The organism is Vibrio sp. BS-M-Sm-2 (assembly GCF_041504345.1).
In the GTDB taxonomy this organism is placed as follows: domain Bacteria; phylum Pseudomonadota; class Gammaproteobacteria; order Enterobacterales; family Vibrionaceae; genus Vibrio; species Vibrio satsumensis.
The window spans coordinates 1973536-1991666 of record NZ_CP167894.1 but is presented as its reverse complement, the minus strand read 5'-3'; the positions used below and the strand labels follow the sequence as shown (position 1 = coordinate 1991666).

Annotated in this window: 14 protein-coding genes; 10 read left to right on the top strand and 4 right to left on the bottom strand. The window is 45.9% G+C overall.

Annotation, left to right across the window (positions count from 1 at the left end; all coding sequences use genetic code 11):
• Positions 1-5 precede the first annotated feature (5 nt).
• The 3 genes from gppA (at position 6) to AB8613_RS09015 (ending at position 2933) form a co-directional block, all read left to right on the top strand.
• Positions 6-1499: a guanosine-5'-triphosphate,3'-diphosphate diphosphatase gene (gppA, locus tag AB8613_RS09025; RefSeq protein ID WP_123285668.1), complete on the top strand. Its 1494-nt coding sequence runs from the start codon at positions 6-8 to the stop codon at positions 1497-1499.
• Between the two features lie 85 nt (positions 1500-1584).
• A complete protein-coding gene (locus AB8613_RS09020) occupies positions 1585-2094 on the top strand; it encodes a helix-turn-helix domain-containing protein (RefSeq protein WP_146492455.1) in 510 nt (169 codons plus the stop codon).
• Complete coding sequence (locus AB8613_RS09015; protein WP_327784266.1) at positions 2091-2933, top strand: IS3 family transposase; 843 nt, start codon at positions 2091-2093, stop codon at positions 2931-2933. Before AB8613_RS09020 ends, AB8613_RS09015 begins: the two co-directional genes overlap by 4 nt.
• Positions 2934-3024: 91 nt before the next feature.
• Here the strand turns inward: AB8613_RS09015 and AB8613_RS09010 are convergent, their stop codons facing one another.
• The 3 genes from AB8613_RS09010 to recQ form a co-directional block, all read right to left on the bottom strand.
• Positions 3025-3696 (bottom strand): 7-cyano-7-deazaguanine/7-aminomethyl-7-deazaguanine transporter, encoded by a 672-nt coding sequence (locus AB8613_RS09010; protein WP_048613244.1) that lies wholly within the window; start codon positions 3694-3696, stop codon positions 3025-3027.
• A 212-nt stretch (positions 3697-3908) separates the two neighbouring features.
• Complete coding sequence (locus AB8613_RS09005) at positions 3909-4220, bottom strand: DUF3630 family protein (RefSeq protein ID WP_017061332.1); 312 nt, start codon at positions 4218-4220, stop codon at positions 3909-3911.
• A 65-nt stretch (positions 4221-4285) separates the two neighbouring features.
• Positions 4286-6124: an ATP-dependent DNA helicase RecQ gene (recQ, locus tag AB8613_RS09000; protein ID WP_146491416.1), complete on the bottom strand. Its 1839-nt coding sequence runs from the start codon at positions 6122-6124 to the stop codon at positions 4286-4288.
• Positions 6125-6303: 179 nt separating this feature from the next.
• Here recQ and rarD point away from each other — a divergent pair, with 179 nt between their 5' ends.
• The 7 genes from rarD (at position 6304) to tpx (ending at position 15706) form a co-directional block, all read left to right on the top strand.
• The gene (gene rarD / locus AB8613_RS08995) at positions 6304-7209 is read left to right on the top strand and encodes an EamA family transporter RarD (protein ID WP_146491417.1); all 906 of its coding nucleotides are present in this window, start codon (positions 6304-6306) and stop codon (positions 7207-7209) included.
• A gap of 365 nt (positions 7210-7574) precedes the next feature.
• Positions 7575-9077, top strand: coding sequence for a DUF1800 family protein (locus AB8613_RS08990; RefSeq protein WP_372383744.1), 1503 nt, complete (start codon positions 7575-7577; stop codon positions 9075-9077).
• A gap of 3 nt (positions 9078-9080) precedes the next feature.
• A complete protein-coding gene (locus tag AB8613_RS08985; protein ID WP_146491419.1) occupies positions 9081-10844 on the top strand; it encodes a DUF1501 domain-containing protein in 1764 nt (587 codons plus the stop codon).
• A gap of 175 nt (positions 10845-11019) precedes the next feature.
• Positions 11020-11814 carry an AraC family transcriptional regulator gene (locus AB8613_RS08980; protein WP_086715439.1) on the top strand — a complete coding sequence of 265 codons (795 nt, stop codon included), beginning with the start codon at positions 11020-11022 and terminating at the stop codon, positions 11812-11814.
• Between the two features lie 98 nt (positions 11815-11912).
• The gene (locus AB8613_RS08975; RefSeq protein WP_372383743.1) at positions 11913-12575 is read left to right on the top strand and encodes a LysE family translocator; all 663 of its coding nucleotides are present in this window, start codon (positions 11913-11915) and stop codon (positions 12573-12575) included.
• Positions 12576-12666: 91 nt separating this feature from the next.
• Positions 12667-14424 carry a gamma-glutamyltransferase gene (ggt, locus tag AB8613_RS08970; protein ID WP_146491422.1) on the top strand — a complete coding sequence of 586 codons (1758 nt, stop codon included), beginning with the start codon at positions 12667-12669 and terminating at the stop codon, positions 14422-14424.
• A 784-nt stretch (positions 14425-15208) separates the two neighbouring features.
• Complete coding sequence (gene tpx, locus AB8613_RS08965) at positions 15209-15706, top strand: thiol peroxidase (RefSeq protein WP_372383742.1); 498 nt, start codon at positions 15209-15211, stop codon at positions 15704-15706.
• Between the two features lie 205 nt (positions 15707-15911).
• Here tpx and uvrD read toward each other — a convergent pair whose 3' ends face one another.
• On the bottom strand, positions 15912-18086 hold the full coding sequence (gene uvrD / locus AB8613_RS08960; protein WP_146491423.1) for a DNA helicase II: 2175 nt from the start codon (positions 18084-18086) through the stop codon (positions 15912-15914).
• Positions 18087-18131 lie beyond the last annotated feature (45 nt).

Sequence of the window (18131 nt, the reverse complement as noted above, 5' to 3'; positions counted from 1 at the left end):
CGCTTATGAGTCAAACAGTGTCACCACCGCTTTACGCTGCAATCGACCTCGGGTCGAACAGTTTTCATATGCTCGTTGTGCGTCATATCGATGGCAGCGTACAAACCATGGCTAAAATTAAGCGCAAAGTGCGTTTAGCTGCAGGCTTAGATGAAAATAATGCGCTTAGTACAGAAGCCATGCAGCGCGGTTGGGACTGTTTGAGTCTCTTTGCAGAGCGACTGCAAGATATTCCAAAAGAAAATATCCGCATTGTCGGTACAGCGACCCTACGTACCGCTATCAATGTGGATATCTTTCTTGAGAAAGCGAACCAGATCCTTGGTTACGACATCAATGTTATCTCCGGTGAAGAAGAGGCTGCGACTATCTATAAAGGCGTAGCACACACTTCTGGTGGCAGTGGCCGCCGGCTGGTTGTTGATATTGGTGGCGCAAGCACCGAGATGATCATTGGTGAAGGCTTCTCAGCGAAAGCACTAACCAGCCTAAAGATGGGCTGTGTTACTTGGCTTGAACGCCACTTTAAAGATCGCCAATTAACCGCAACCAACTTTAACAACGCTATTGAAGCGGCGAAGTCGACGTTGGCTCCTATCCTCGATAGCTACACTGATATCGGATGGGATGTGTGTGTGGGCGCCAGTGGTACCGTTCAGGCACTACAAGAAATCATGTTGGCTCAAGGCATGGATGAAGTAATTACTCATGCCAAACTTAAGCGCCTACAGAAACAAGCGATGATTACTGAGCGCTTGGAAGAGCTAGAAATTGAAGGACTGACTCTTGAACGCGCATTGGTGTTCCCGAGTGGACTTTCAATTCTTATTGCTATTTTTGAGCTGCTTGAAATTGATTCAATGACACTCGCAGGCGGTGCACTCCGTGAAGGCCTAGCCTACGAGATGGTTGATGAGTTGCGCCAAGAAGACATTCGTGCACGTACCATTAAGAGTGTTCAATCACGCTACCAAATGGACGTAAGCTACGGTGAACAAGTTGCTGTAGTCGCACAAACGCTGCTAGAGCAAGCAGGCGCCGAAGCGTGGGTTTCAGAACCTCAAGCTGGTGTGCTACTGCAAACGGCAGCTAAACTTCATGAGATTGGTTTAACCATCGATTTCAAAAAAGGCGGTGAGCACAGCGCATACCTACTGCAGAACTTAGACCTACCAGGCTTTACTCGAGCGCAAAAGCACTACTTGGGTGAGTTAACTCGTCGCTACCGTGAACAGTTAACCTCATTACCAGAGCAGCACGCTATCTCAGGCACCAGCAGCAAGCGTATTTTACGTATTTTGCGTTTAGCTATTTTGTTGACTCACCGTCGCAATCCAGCACTAGAGCCTGAGTTTAAGCTTGCAACCGATGGTAACAATCTGACCTTGACGCTTTCTAAGCAATGGCTAGCAGACAACCCGCTGACCGCTGCTGAGCTAGAGATCGAGTCGAATAGACAAACCGATATTGGCTGGCCATTGAATATTGAATGCCTCTGATATTAGTACCTGACGCTAGGAATTAAAAAAGCCCAAGTTTGAACTGACCCCCAATAGTTGGACACCAATTATTGGGGGTCTTTTTATGTCCAAATATAGCCGAGAGCTAAAATGTATCATTGCTAAGCAATACTTAGATGGCACGTCATCTCTCTACTTAGCAAAACAATATTCAATTTCTTCAAGACAGATACGGTATTGGGCTCAAGTCTTTGCCATCCATGGTACTGATTCATTTTTACCAACTAACCATGCGGCTACTGCTCAGACAAAACGAAAAGCATTGAATTTAATGTGGACGAATGAATGGTCTCTCACGCACACTAGCGCAGTATTAAACCTCTCATCCCCTGGGATACTCTCAGTCTGGCTCAAACGATTTAATGAGCTCGGTATCAAAGGGCTCAAAATGCGCCAGAAAGGAAGACCCTCAATGAAACAGCAACCTCAACGTACCACTAAGCCTGATAATGAAATGACGCTTGAGGAGCTAAAAGAGGAGTTGGTTTACTTACGAACCGAGAATGCCGTTCTAAAAAAGTTGGAAGAGTTGGAGCAGGAAAAAAACCGTCGAACAAAGAAAAAGCGGTCATAGCTCTAACTCTTAAAGGCAAGTACCCGTTGAAGCACTTACTGCACACTCTACAGCTGGCAAAAAGTGTCTTTTATTATCAGGCTCAAACGAGCAAGCGCCCAAATAGCTACGAACGTGAGCTGCGGTTGATAAAGTCAATTTATCATGAGCATAAGGGCCGATACGGCTACCGCCGTATTCACTTGGAATTAAAAAATCAGGGGTTCGTGCTTAACCACAAAACGGTTCAAAGGCTTATGGCTCAGCTCAACCTTAAATCGACGGTCAGGATTAAAAAGTATCGTTCATACCGAGGAGAGTCTGGAACAGCTGCTCCCAACGTGCTTGAAAGAGATTTTAGTGCGACTCAACCCGACGAAAAGTGGGTAACTGATGTCACGGAGTTCAAAGTCAAAGAGCAGAAAGTATACTTGTCTCCCGTTGTCGACTTGTTTACTCAGGAAGTGGTTGCTTATAGAGTGGCCAAAAGTGCCTGCTTGCCGCTAGTCACGGATATGCTGACGGAAGCCATATCAAAGCTTAAACCCAACTCAAAGCCAATTATACATAGCGATCAAGGTTGGCAATATCGCCATCGACAGTATCAAAAAAAGGTAGCGGAGAGTGGGTTAACACAAAGCATGTCGAGAAAAGGTAACTGCTTGGATAATGCGGTTGCTGAAAACTTTTTTGCTTTACTCAAAACAGAGATGTATCACAACCAAAGCTTTGAAGATGCAGATGCTCTGATAGAGCAAATTAAAGAATACATCGAGTACTACAATACCAAACGTATAAAAGTGAAACTAAAAGGCCTGACTCCGATAGAATATCGAACTCAGGCCTTGAAAGCCGCTTAACAGAAATGTCCAACTTTACGGGGTCACTTCAGTTAGTAGACTAACTTGGGCTTTTTCTTATCTTTGCATTAATGCGTTTCTAATCTGATCCTTAAACGTTCACGCCTGTCGCTTTAAAGTCAGGGTTCACAGCCGTTAGCTTTCTAACAATGTAGTTCAGAAGCACGCCGTACATAGGCACGAATAAACCTAAGCTGATGATAAGTTTGAATCCGTAATCGACTAAGGCAATCTCAGTCCAATGCTCGGCCATGAATGGATCTGGGCTTTGGTAGAAAGCAATCGCAAAGAACGCGATGGTATCAATAGCATTACCGAATAACGTTGAGCATGTTGGGGCAACCCACCATTGTTTAAGCTGACGTAGGCGGTTAAAAACATGCACATCCAAGATCTGACCAAGCAAGTAAGCCATGAAGCTCGCCGCGGCGATACGTGCAACAAACAGGTTGAACTCGCCTAGTTGGCTAAACCCTTGGAATGAACCTTCAAAGAATACCACTGACAAGAAATAAGAAACGGCCAGTGCAGGTAGCATCACTAAGAAAATGATTTTACGAGCAAGCTGCGCGCCAAAAATGCGTACGGTCAGATCGGTCGCTAGGAAGATAAACGGGAAAGTGAAAGCACCCCAAGTGGTGTGCATACCGAAAACGGTAAAAGGTAGCTGAACCAGATAGTTGCTTGATGCAATAATGACTAAATGGAACAAAACTAATAATGCTAGGGCTTTGCGCTGTTGCGCAGGGGTAAAGTTACTCATGCTGTACCTTTTTAGTTTGGTTTGGGGGTGAGGGAACCCAAATCGAGTCATTTCTTCGAATAATCTAAGAAAGCTCTTACCAATAATGTGAATTAAAAAATGTATCAAAAAATTGCTCTACTGAGCGGCGGGCGATTATACATTAATCAATATTGGCTGCAACGGTGAGAACAGACGCAAACGTTTATTCTCACTTTTATTGGTGAGCGAAGTTAAAAACCGCGTTTGAAAAGCGTCGCGAGATAATCAAACTCTTCTCGGCTTTCTTCAGCGTTTAGCGACTCAAACCAGATTGATTCACTGTAATGTTCAGACTTTAAAAACATCCGACAATCTTCAAAATCAATCAACCAAGAGTGCATGTCAGCGTCCCATTGTTTTTCAACCACAGAAGCGGACAGTAACGCCACCAACTTTTCACCTAACACTTCATAAGAATCAAAATCAAAACTTGGAGACGTAATCAATAAACGCCCTTCCTCAGCTAAATACTCTCTTAAGCCAAATTCTGTTTGTGTTGTCATGTCCCTATCAACCTTATTCTTTTTCTATGACCTAGTCGTTTTTAGAAGTTAAATGATTCTGCAAACTAACCGTGTGTAGTGATGTGTTCTTGAATCAAATCTAAGAATGGATCTGCGTACTTATCGAGTTTACGCTGACCAACACCGTTAACCGCCAACATCTCACCGTATGAGGTTGGCAGTACTTCGGCCATATCAATCAGAGTCGCGTCACTGAATACCACATAAGGTGGCAAACCATCTTCATCAGCAATCGACTTACGCAGCTTACGCAGTTTGGCAAACAGCTTCTTATCGTAATTCTTGCTACTCAGTTTATCGGACTTAGCATTGCGCACTGCCGTGTCTAAACGAGGCACTGCCAGCTCCAAAGACATCTCACCACGCAGTAGCGGACGGGCTTCTTCTGTTAACTGTAACGTCGAGTTACGGGTGATATTCTGGAACAACAAGCCCTTGTGAATTAACTGACGGAAGATACTGATCCAGTAGTCGTGGCTGTGATCGCGGCCAATGCCGTAAGTAGACAGCTTGTCATGACCATTATCGCGGACACGGATGTTCTGCATACCGCGCATCACTTCAACCACATAGCCCATACCAAACGACTGATTCACACGGTACACACAAGACAATGCCTTCTGCGCCTCTTGGGTCGCATCAAAATGCTTAGGTGGGTCGAGACAGATATCGCAGTTGCCACATTGCTTCTCACGATATTCACCAAAGTAGTTAAGCAGAACCTGACGACGACAGGTTTGTGCTTCAGCAAAGGCACTCATCGCGTTCAGCTTGTGCATCTCAACTTGTTTTTGCGGGCCTTCTTCTTTCTCATCCAACATACGACGCAGCCAACCCATATCAGCAGGGTCAAACAGCATCATGGCTTCAGCAGGCAAGCCATCACGACCAGCACGGCCAGTCTCTTGATAGTAAGACTCAATGTTGCGTGGAATATCAAAGTGCACCACAAAGCGAACGTTGGGTTTGTTGATACCCATACCAAACGCCACGGTTGCAACAACGATCTGGATATCATCACGTTGGAAGGCTTCTTGAACGTAAGCGCGCTCATCGGTGTCCATGCCTGCGTGATAACCCGCAGCACGAATACCGTTGTTACACAGCTTCTCGGTCACCATTTCTACTTTCTTACGACTACCACAGTAGATGATGCCGCAATTGCCCTTTTGTGTTTCTAAGTAGCGAACCACCTGTGACACGGGCTTATGCTTCTCAACTAGGTTATAGCGAATGTTAGGACGGTCAAAACTACCCAAGTAGGTATGTGGATCCACCAGCTGCAGGCGCGAGATAATATCTTTACGTGTTGCATCGTCAGCGGTTGCCGTCAGCGCCATATATGGCACATGCGGGAAATACTGTTTAAGTTGACCTAATGATGCGTACTCAGGGCGAAAGTCGTGACCCCATTGAGAGATACAGTGCGCCTCATCCACCGCAATCATCGAAAGCGGTAAACCTTGAAGACGTTCGATAAAGTCGCGCATCAACACACGCTCTGGCGACACATAAACCATCTTCAATTGGCCCGAATTCATGCGATTGAACACACTCATCAGTTGGTCTCGTGGCATTGAAGAGTTAATGCACTCAGCCGCAACACCGTTCGCCTTCAATTGATCGACCTGGTCTTTCATAAGAGAGATCAACGGTGAGATAACCAGAGTGAGCCCTTCACGAACCAAAGCAGGAATCTGGTAACACAGTGATTTACCACCACCGGTTGGCATAATCACCAAGCTGTCTCGGCCTTCAACGGCCAGGTCAATGACCTCTTGCTGACCATCGCGAAAGCTTTGATAACCAAACACATCTTGTAAGATGGTTTGCGCATCATTCGCGGGAGTTGGTATTTGCTCAGCAATCAGAGTGGCGGTCATTGTGGTTCCTAATCGAGGTATGAAATCAGCAAGCATCTTCGGCAAGCAAGTCGCACATTGTAGAGGGGAACGCTGGCGAATTAAACCGCAAATTGTTAGGTGAAAAGGGTTATCGCTCCTATACTGACCAACTCTCTTATAAATCTTATTAATAAGCACTCTGTGCTAGAGAAAGATGCATGACTCCAGAAGAACAACAACGTACGCGCCAAGGTATTTTGCTTGCTATCGGTGCTTACACCATGTGGGGTATCGCCCCTATATATTTCAAATCTTTAAGTGACGTTTCCCCGTTAGAGATCCTTAGCCACCGTGTAGTATGGTCTTTTTTCCTACTCGCTTTTTTACTACACATTGGCCGCAGCTGGCGTAAAGTGCGCGACACCTTGACATCAAAACCAAAAATGCTCTATTTGGTAGCGACCTCTACTTTAGTGGGTGCCAACTGGCTGATCTTTATCTGGGCGGTCAACTCCAATCACATGCTTGATGCCAGTTTGGGGTATTACATCAACCCGCTAATTAACGTGTTGCTCGGTATGCTCTTCCTAGGCGAACGCTTGCGTAAACTACAATGGTTTGCGGTTGGTCTGGCTGCCATTGGTGTATTAGTCCAACTGATTGCATTTGGCTCAGTGCCGATCGTCGCCATTGCCCTAGCCTTCAGCTTTGGTTTTTATGGTTTGCTACGTAAGAAAGTCAGCTTAGAAGCGCAAACGGGGTTGTTCATTGAAACTCTGGTGATGCTACCTCTCGCAGCTACCTACTTACTGTTTATTGCTGATAGCCCAACTTCAGACTTATCGATGAACCCGATGCAACTCAACCTATTACTGGTTGCAGCAGGTGTTATTACAACCATTCCACTACTGTGTTTTACTGGCGCTGCAACTCGCTTGAAGCTATCGACACTCGGTTTCTTCCAGTACATCGGCCCAAGTTTGATGCTACTGCTGGCCGTGCTGATTTATGGAGAAGCATTCACCCAAGATAAAGTAGTCACCTTCGCCTTTATCTGGGGCGCGCTGCTTGTCTTTACCTTTGATGCGTATCGAGCGAATAAAAAGAGTAAAAGGCAGCTCTAACCTCAAGTGTATAATCAACCTAAACATCAACTCAGAGCTTGGGGATCACGCCAAGCTCTCCCCCTTTAGCTATAAACCCTGCTACAACCCATTCACCACAGATGACTCAAAGTAACTCCAAGTGACATTCACAGAACTGATCTATCCAATAAATTCATACATTTAGATGGCATTCCACTTCAACATTTCAATATGCAACACCGAGCATTTCATCGGAGTTTTCACACAGGTTCACACTCTCGGGAAGCCCTCAACTTCTAACTAGATTCATCTCCTTTTAGCAACTAACTCTTAATACACCCGAAATATAAATGGAAACCAGCTATTCATTTTCTGGGGACCACTATTTGGCTAGAGGAAATCATATGGATAACTTAACTCACCAACAGGCTTCTCGATTCTTAGACTTGGCAACCATGGGTGTTCGTCAATCCGAGCTAAATGCGTTTAAAGAACAAGACAATCGCTCTTATTGGATAGATCAACAAATCGGCACACCACATATGCGCCACCTTGATCGTACTTATCACCAAGCAAATCGTAGAAATCTCAGTAACCCAAATCAAGATTGCCGTGTCGGCGCATGGTTTGATATTGCATTATGGGACGAGGCGCAGCTTCGTCAACGCGTGGCCTTTGCACTAAGCCAAATATTTGTAGTCAGTGAAAAAGACCCCAATCTCGCCACCGATCCAGAAGCGTTAGCAAACTACTATGACTTGCTTGCCGACAATGCCTTTGAATCATTTGCTACGCTACTTAAGCGCATCACTCTCTCTCCTGCTATGGGACAGTATCTCACCATGAATGGTAATAAACCGGAAAGCGTGACCGGACAAGCACCCGATCAGAACTACGCCAGAGAAGTCATGCAACTTTTTACCATTGGGCTTTATGAGTTAAACCAAGATGGAACTCAAGCCACTTACCCGGATGGTAGCGTTATCGAGACGTATGATGATGTCGATGTTGAAGGAGCTGCAAGAGTCTTTACCGGTTGGGATATCACCAATAACAACACGCTTGAGCCCATGACAGCAGACAACTCACTGCATGACATGGATGAAAAATGGGTACTTGGTCAGTATTACCCTCCCGGCCAAACTGCTGAAGAAGATCTTGACCAATTTATTGCCCAAATAACCACCCATGCCAATGTCGCGCCTTTTATTTCAATAATGCTGATTAAACAGTTAACGACCTCCAACCCAACTCAAGCGTACGTTTCTCGCGTATCCGCTGAATTTATTAATTCAGGTGGAAATTTAGGCTCAGTGATCAAAGCAATTTTAACCGATTCAGAGTTACTCAAAACCAGTGATATCAATGTCACCAAAGTCAGAGAGCCTATCCTAGCGATGACTTATCTCTATAGAGCAATGGAAGCGTACGTAGGTGGCAGCGGAGATATTGTTTATGACCCAATGAACTATAAAGAAAGCTTTAATCAGTACCCACTTGGGTCTAATTCGGTATTTAATTTTTATCAGCCGAGTCACAGCCCACAAGGCGCGCTTGCAGATGCAGGCCTAACCGCACCCGAGCTAGAGATTATTGACTGGAATCAACTGATCGACATGAACAACATCTTCTATCGAACCTTACTGGATTTCGGTCAAAATCGAGGCAACAGCAGTAACGGTAAAGAGCTGTATATTGCCCCAACTGACTTAGAGGGTATGGCGAGAGCAGAAAGCAAAGACGAGCTACTACAAGCAATCAACCTGAGAATTTTAAATGGTCAAGCATCCCAAGAAGTCACCGCTCTTCTAACCGCTGTCTATAACGGACACGGCAATAAATATTACGCAGTACCCAAGATGCTGTTCATGGCGTTCATTTCACCCGATTTCATGGTTCAGGAGTAGATTATGTCAATTACACGCAGAAGCTTTCTCAAAGGTGCATCAGGTACAGCCGTATCAGGGATGGTACCACTCTCTTTATCTATTCCAGTCAGCAGTGCCTTTGCGAATGAGCAAGGTGGATATAAAGCGTTGGTCTGCCTTTTCTTACATGGAGGAAATGACTCGTTCAATATGATCGTGCCTACCGACGCTAAAAACAAAAATAACTACCGAGCCGCAAGACCAAATATTCAACTTGCTGACTCTGAAATCTTAGCGATTCCAAGTACTGAATCGGGTCAAGCTCTTGGTATCAATTCTCGTATGTCTAATTTAGCTAATATGATGAATTTGGGACAAGCAGCCACCGTAGTAAACGTGGGACCATTGGTTGAGCCCACCAATAAGTCTAATCTCTACGATGTGCGAAAGCCGTCTAACCTTGGGGCTCACAACAAGCAACAAGCCGCTTGGCAGTCGAGTTGGGGCGAAAATGGTTACCATAGCTATGGTTGGGCCGGGATGATGATGGATGTGCTTCGCAGTGAAACAGCAATCATTTCCGACTCCATTTCATTTGCTGGAAATGAACTATTAACTGGCGCAAACTCCAAAGATATCTCAATGTCTTCTGGTGGTGTGAGAGCTATGGATGCTCTTGGGCATTCAAGTGCAATAAACAATAACTTCATCAAATTGGTTAATGCACCTTACGGTTCACCGTTCAAACAAGAGTACACAAAACGGCTGAAAGGCATATTAGATTTTCAGCAGGAGATCCAACTCGTGCTCGATTCATACCCAGGAGACAGCTCCATTCCAAGTAGCTCACTAGGATCACAGCTTAGAATGGTCAGACGCATGATACAAGCATCATCGGATCTCGGTCATAGCCGTCAGGTGTTTTTCGTCAATATTGGTGGGTTTGATAACCACAGCAGTCAGAGAGGACGTCACGATGGTTTGCTTTCAACCATTGACCAAGCCGTTAGCGCTTTCCATGCCTCTCTTGCTGAACTTGGCTTGGAAGACAGTGTTGTGACATCGACCATGTCAGATTTTGGACGAACCATAGAAAACAACAGTAAATCAGGCACTGACCATGGTTGGGGAAGTAATCAGCTAGTGGTCGGTAATGCCGTCAATGGAGGTAACAGCTATGGGCGATACCCCGAATTTATCAAAGATGGTCAAGATGCTTGGGGCAATAAATTTATCCCGGGCCAATCCTCAGAACAGCTTGCTGCGACCTTATGCCGTTGGATGGGGTTAAGTGAACAAGGTGTGGATGTCATTTTCCCATCGCTTTCGCCAGCCAACAGCAACCCATTTGCTAGTCGATATCTTGGCGTTCTGGGAGACTATCATCAGGAAGCGCAGGAAACCGAACTATCCATTGCTAACGTCAGTGCTACGGAAACTCGCGCCGACCATACACCGCAAATGGCCGTAGACGGAGACAGTACAACCAAGTGGACGGCGAAAGGGCAAGGTATTCAATATCTAATTGAACTTAGCAGCGCTGCGAACGTCACTAAGCTCCTCTACTCCCAAGCTAAAGGAGATGTTCGACAATACCTATTTGATCTCGAAGTGAGTAGCGATGGCATTAACTTCGATCTGGTAACCAACGTCTTGACGCCTGGAACCACAACCAGTTTGGTGGAACAAGCCGTGAATAGAGCATCGGTTAAGTTTATTCGCCTCACTTGTAACGGTAATAATGGCGATGTTTCAAGCTTAGTTCTATGGAATAACTTCCAAGAACTCAAAGTGGTCGGTTATTAGTATCACGACACTTCAATAATCAGACAAAGCTTTTATTCTCTTTCCCTTTAAAGGATCGACCCTATAAAAACTCAGTCAGAAACCACTAGCACTGATCGTTTTTTACAAGACAATTTCGAAATACGAAGATAAGCTTGGTTGAATTGATGACTATTTAACCAAGCTTTTTTGTACCATGGATAAAGTCCACTATTACTCCACCCCAACAGATGATATCAGCCTGATCCAAGCTCAATACCAAGAGTTTGCCTTTCAGCGCCACTATCATTTGGACTTTCACATTGGTTTAATTACCCAAGGGCAGCAAAAATTCGCCTATAAAGGGACTAGCCATCATGTTGGCGCAGGCCAAGTTGTCATCATGCCACCCGATGAACTGCATGATGGGCATTCCAAACTCGATTCGGGTTATCAAGTCAGCGTGTTCGCAGTTTCTCCCCAGTGGTTTCAAGATCTTGCCGATCCCAAGCAAAATGGTCACACATTAGGCTTTTCTGAGTTGATCCTCTCCGATCAAGCTGCATTTTCACAATTACGCAACCTACACGGTCTGTTAATCAATCAAAACATCAGCCAACTCGCTCAAGATTGCTTACCATTCGAGGGATTCTCGACGATTGTCGATCGTTATGCGAAATTTGGATCCAAGAGCGACATCAAATTGGGTAATCAATCGATTGATACGCTAAAAGACTATTTGATGGCAAATTTGGATCAGCCAGTGCGATTAGAACAACTGTCTGAGCTGTGCGGCTTAACCACAACTCAATTCCAACGCCACTTTAAAAACAGAATGGGCATCACGCCATACGCATGGCTGAGCCGCTTACGTATGGAGCAGAGCATGCGCCTGATTAAATCTGGGATATGTGGTACCAAGGTCGCGTACCAAGTGGGCTTCTATGATCAAGCACACTTCTCCAAAGCATTCAAAACTACATTCGGCGTCCCGCCCTCACAAATCAACTAAGTGTTGATAATTTACAATTGCTCGATTTCAAATCACGGTAAGCTACGCTCAATACGATTACTTATTTAAAAATAGCGGCAGCGTTATTGAGAACTAACATGAATGAAGTCACCATACTGATCACCCTCGCCTCAATCCACTTCATCGCTTTGATGAGCCCCGGCCCTGACTTTGCGTTAGTCGTGCAAAATGCGACGCGTCACGGCAGACAAACAGGCTTGTACATCGCGCTTGGCCTATCTTGTGGGATTTTACTGCATTCATTGCTGAGCCTGACGGGAATCAGTTATCTAGTCCACCAGCACCCAACTCTTTTCGCCACCATACAGTTAGCTGGCGGTAGCTACTTGCTGTATTTAGGCTACGGTGCACTAAAAGCAACCTGGCAACTCATTCAGAACCACGACGATGACGCCGATACCGTCAATTCCAAAGATCTGATTCTCACGAATAAGCGTCAGGCATTTTCGAAAGGGTTTGCGACCAATATTCTCAACCCAAAGGCTTTGGTGTTTTTTATCAGCTTGATGTCGAGCTTAGTGCCTGCCGACATGTCACTTTCAGGCAAAGGGTTTGCACTGCTGATCCTGTTCGGCCTATCACTGTTCTGGTTCTCTCTATTAGCGTGGATGCTTTCTACGAAGGCACTACAAAAGAAACTGAGTGAAGCGACGGTCTACATTGATGGCTTATGTGGCGTGGTGTTCAGCCTAATTGGCGTCAGTATTCTTTGGCAGTCGCTGTCTGGTCTAATCGCTTAAATTCGAATCAAGATTACAATTCGTTAACAACGCACTGGCTATCTTATCTTTCCACTGCCAATCTAGCTCTGCATATGAAAAGGAGAAGATCATGCAGTGGAAAACAAAACTAACAACCCTCGCCACTTCTACCCTACTTTTTGCCTCTCACGTCAGTTGGGCAAATCAAGCTGCCGATTCCGTCGCTCCCGAACAAAGTAGTGGTTTAGAAACCAAACAGCTCGTTAAAGCTAACGACTGGATGGTCACCGCGGCCAACCCTCTTGCGACCCAAGCAGGTGCCGATGTACTTGCTCGTGATGGTAACGCGATTGATGCCATGGTTGCCGTACAACTGATGCTCGGCTTAGTTGAGCCGCAATCGTCAGGTATTGGTGGTGGCGCGTTCCTTGTTTATTTTGATGGCAAGGACAAGCAACTCAAAACCTACGATGGCCGTGAAACTGCACCACTTGATGCCACACCACGTCTATTCCAAGACGAAAACGGACAACCGCTTAAGTTTTACGAAGCTGTGGTTGGTGGTCGCTCTGTTGCTACACCGGGAACAGTCCAATTGCTGTGGGACACTCACCAGAAGTACGGCAAGCTCGAATGGGCATCACTGATTAAGCCTATTGCTCAGCTGGCTGAAGAAGGTTTTACTATTAGTCCACGTTTAGCGACCTTGATTGAACATGACCAAGAGCGACTAAGCCGCTTTGCGACAACTAAAGCCTACTTCTTCAATGCCGATGGCAGCCCGAAAACCGCAGGTACTCTACTTAAGAACCCAGAATACGCTGCAACGTTAAACGCTATCTCAAAGGATGGTGCTAAGGCTTTCTATCAAGGCGAGATTTCTACTGACATCATCAACACTGTGCAAACGGCTAAAGGTAACCCGGGCGTCTTGGCACAAAAAGACTTCGATGCGTATTCAATTAAGCAACGTGAACCGGTTTGTTCCGCTTATGAGAGTTACGATATCTGTGGAATGGGACCACCAAGTTCAGGCGCATTAACGGTTGGACAGATCTTAGCGATGACCGAACAGTTTGACCTCAAATCCTGGGGGCCTAACGATGCGAGATCTTGGCAAGTGTTAGCGGACGCTTCTCGCCTAGCCTTTGCAGACCGCGGGATGTACATGGCAGACCAAGATTACGTACCAATGCCAACTCAAGGGTTAGTGAATACTGACTATTTGCAGGAACGTGCCCAGTTAATTACCGCAGGTAAGGCACTAGAGAGTGCGCCATCAGGCACCCCGCCGTGGGATCACGCAATGCTGCGCAGCCAAGATGTATCTATTGAACTGCCGTCCACCAGCCACTTCAATATTGTTGATAGCGATGGCAATGTCGTTTCGATGACTACCACCATTGAGAATGCCTTTGGCTCACGCTTGATGGTGAGAGGCTTCCTACTCAACAATGAGCTAACGGACTTCTCATTCAAGACGCACAACGATGGTAAGCCTATCGCCAACCGACTTGAACCGGGCAAGCGTCCACGCTCTTCAATGGCACCCACCATAATCATGCAAGACGATAAGCCTTACATGGCGATTGGTTCTCCGGGCGGCAGTCGAATCATAGGTTACGTGGCACAAGCAATCATTGCCCATACCCAGTGGGACATGGATATTCAGCAAGCGATCAACCAACCACACTTCCTAAACCGTTTCGGAACCTTAGATTTGGAAAAAGGAACATCAGCGGAAAACTTCAAACCTGAGCTAGAAAAGATGGGATTTGAGGTCAACGTTCGCGATCTTAACTCCGGTTTACACGCTATTCGTCTCACAAAAGATGGTCTAGAAGGCGCTGCAGACCCTCGTCGTGAAGGTGCAGCCATTGGTCAGTAGGGAATAATTCTCCCTTTTTACTCGCTGCCTTGTGCGAGATCTCTCACAAGGCAGTGAGTAAATATCGATATTTAACTGCGAAATTAAGTACCCATACACTGTAACCAATTGAAATTAAACAATACGTACATTTATCATTCAAATAATTATATAGAAATTCGCTTATGCACCATTGCTGATAAATAAGGAATCGGTAATATGAGTGGTGTCGGAAGGATGCTGACACGGAACAGGAAACGCCAAGGATTTGGTTATCTTCAGGATGAAGATTCGATTACTCAGGATGAATAATCGGCATGGATAGCGAAATGGACATTGAATGGACGCAATAGTAACTAGGATGGTTGCTACTAAGGAAAGACAATGGACACCTCTGGACGAGGAAAGGACTGAACATCAGGATGATGTAAAGGACACCGCTCAAGGAACAAGTGACGCGCGCTAACGAGGATTGTTGGCAGATCAGGATAAGATCAAGGACACCGCTAGGAAGGCGACGAAAGGAATACGCTGAAGGATAACAGCACACTATCATGGATTTGATGCATGGAGCACACTTAGTAGCCGGATTGCTGCGAGTAAGACTATAGACCCCGATGAGCGCAAGCTCTCGGGGTTTTTCTTTATCTGTCGTTTCATTTATTCCTCTCTCAAACAAATAAATCAAAGACCTTTGATTGCAATTCTGACATTTAAAGCATTCACTTCTTAACCACTTCCGAGTAACGTAAGTCGAACTAGGCTCAACTAGTTTCATAACCATAATTAAACTAAGGACAAATTCATGTCACACGTTACCTTCAAAGGCGCTGCTGTACCGCTAACTGGCAAATTCCCACAAACTGGCGAACAGGCACCAAGTTTTGCACTGACTGCAGGCGATCTTTCTGAACTGACTCTTGCTTCCCTTGAAGGCAAGAAAGTGGTTCTAAACATCTTCCCAAGCATCGACACAGCCACTTGTGCAACGAGCGTACGCACGTTCAACGCAAAAGCGGCAGAGCTTGAGAACACGGTTGTTGTTTGTATTTCTGCTGACCTACCGTTTGCTGCGGGTCGCTTCTGCGAACTAGAAGGCATTGAAGGCGTTCAACACGCCTCAACTTTCCGTTCTCCTGCATTCGCATCAGACTACGGCGTAGCGATCGCTGAAGGCCCACTATCAGGCCTAACAACACGCGCAGTTGTCGTTGTTGATGAAAAAGGTGTGGTAACACACAGCGAGTTGGTTGCAGAGATCACTGAAGAACCAAACTACGAAGCGGCACTTGCAGCACTGTAAGTCCTACTTTATGCAGAAATACCTTAAGCTCGATTCAGCCGATTCAGCCGATTCAGCCGATTCAGCCGATTCAGCCGATTCAGCATAGTACCAAGCAATAAAAAAGAGCAGCCATTGGCTGCTCTTTCTGTTTTTTATACGGATTACTTTTCAATGCTGAATAGTTTCAGATATCGAACTATTTTCTACATGCTGAAGTAGCAAATTACAACTGTTCTAAACGAGCATAAGCCGTTACTAACCACTTGATGCCTTCACCGTTAAACGCGACTTGAACTCGGCTCTGCGGGCCACTTCCCTCGAAGTTGATGATAGTGCCTTCACCAAACTTAGGGTGCTTAACGCGAGAACCCAAACTAAACCCTGTTTCGTTAAAGTTCTCTTTCACGGCGGTTTGGCTAAAGCGGCCACTGCTTGCTGGACGGCTCACTTGCGCTTTCATACGAACTTCATCCAAACAGGTTTCTGGCAGCTCACGAATAAAGCGTGATGGTTTGTGGTACTTGTCCTGACCGTACAAGCGACGCATCTCAGCGTAAGTGATATAAAGCTTCTCCATCGCACGGGTCATGCCTACATAGCACAAGCGACGTTCTTCTTCTAAACGCCCCGCTTCTTCTGCAGACATCTGGCTTGGGAACATGCCTTCTTCAACGCCAACCATGAATACTATTGGGAACTCTAGGCCTTTGGCACTGTGCAGGGTCATTAACTGAACCGCATCATCAAACTCATCAGCCTGACCTTCACCCGCTTCCAAAGCTGCATGAGTCAAGAATGCCGTTAGCATGCTCATTTCATCTGCTTCTTCTGGCTTCTCGAACTGACGAGTTGCAGTTACCAATTCTTCCAAGTTCTCAATACGCGCTTTCGATTTCTCGCCTTTCTCTTGCTCGTACATCGCAAATAGACCCGACGACTTAATCACATGGTCGGTTTGTTCATGCAGGCTAAGTTCTAGCGTATCATCTTCAAGCGCATTAATAAGCTCGATAAAGCGACTCAATGCACCCGCAGCACGACCGGGGAGCACTTGTTCTTCTATCAAAGCAACACTTGCTTCCCACATGGTTGCACCACGATCACGAGCTGCAAGACGAATCGTTTCTAACGTTTTATCACCCAAGCCACGCGTTGGCGTATTGACGACACGCTCAAACGCAGCATCATTACTGCGATTACTCATTAGGCGCATGTAGCTCAAAGCATCTCTGATTTCTTGACGCTCGAAGAATCGCATGCCGCCGTAGATTCGGTAAGGCAGACCACCTTGAATCAACGCTTCTTCAAGAACACGCGATTGGGCGTTATTACGATAAAGCATTGCCGTATCTTCTAGCGCGCCGCCTTTCTCCTGCCACTCTTTGATTTTGCTGACCGTGAAACGCGCTTCATCGAGCTCGTTGTATGCTGAGTACACAGAGATTGGCTCGCCATCGTTACCATCGGTCCACAGCTCTTTACCCATACGTTCAGTGTTGTTCGAGATAAGCTCGTTCGACGCCTGTAGAATGGTTTTGGTTGAACGGTAGTTTTGTTCGAGTCGAACCGTCGAAGCTCCTGGGAATTCATCCAAGAACTTCTGAATATTTTCGATCTTCGCACCACGCCAGCCATAGATAGATTGGTCATCATCACCCACGATCATCACACGGCAATCCGGGCCTGCCATCATACGTAACCAAGCGTATTGGATGTTGTTGGTATCTTGAAATTCGTCGACAAGAATGTGCTTGAAACGAGCTTGGTAATGCTCGCGGATGTGTTTCTTATCGCGCAATAGTTCATGCGATCTCAACAAGATCTCAGCAAAGTCGACCAAGCCAGCACGATCACATGCCTCTTGGTAAGCAGAGTAAATCTTTAACCACGTTTGAGTTATTGGATCATGGTAGGCGTCAATGTGACTTGGGCGCAGCCCTTCGTCTTTCTTGCCATTGATCCACCAAGAAGCTTGCTTGGCTGGCCACTGCTTTTCATCAAGGTTTTGCGCCTTGATTAAGCGACGTAGTAAGCGAATCTGATCATCTGAGTCAATGATCTGGAAGTCTTCTGGCAGTTTTGCATCGAGGTAGTGAGCACGAAGAATACGATGACAGATACCGTGGAAGGTGCCGTTCCACATACCTGACGAGCTGCCCATCATCAACTCTTCAATACGACCACGCATCTCTGCTGCCGCTTTGTTGGTGAAGGTAACCGACATGATAGAGAACGGCGATGCTTGCTCTACGCTTTGCAGCCAAGCGATGCGATGCACCAACACTCGCGTTTTACCACTGCCAGCACCTGCCAGAATAAGTAGGTTTTCTAAAGGTGCTGCGACCGCCTCACGTTGTTTATCGTTTAGGCCATCGAGTAAAAGCGAAGGATCTATCATTGGATATGCTCACTACTGGGTATTTATACATAAAAGCTGATTATA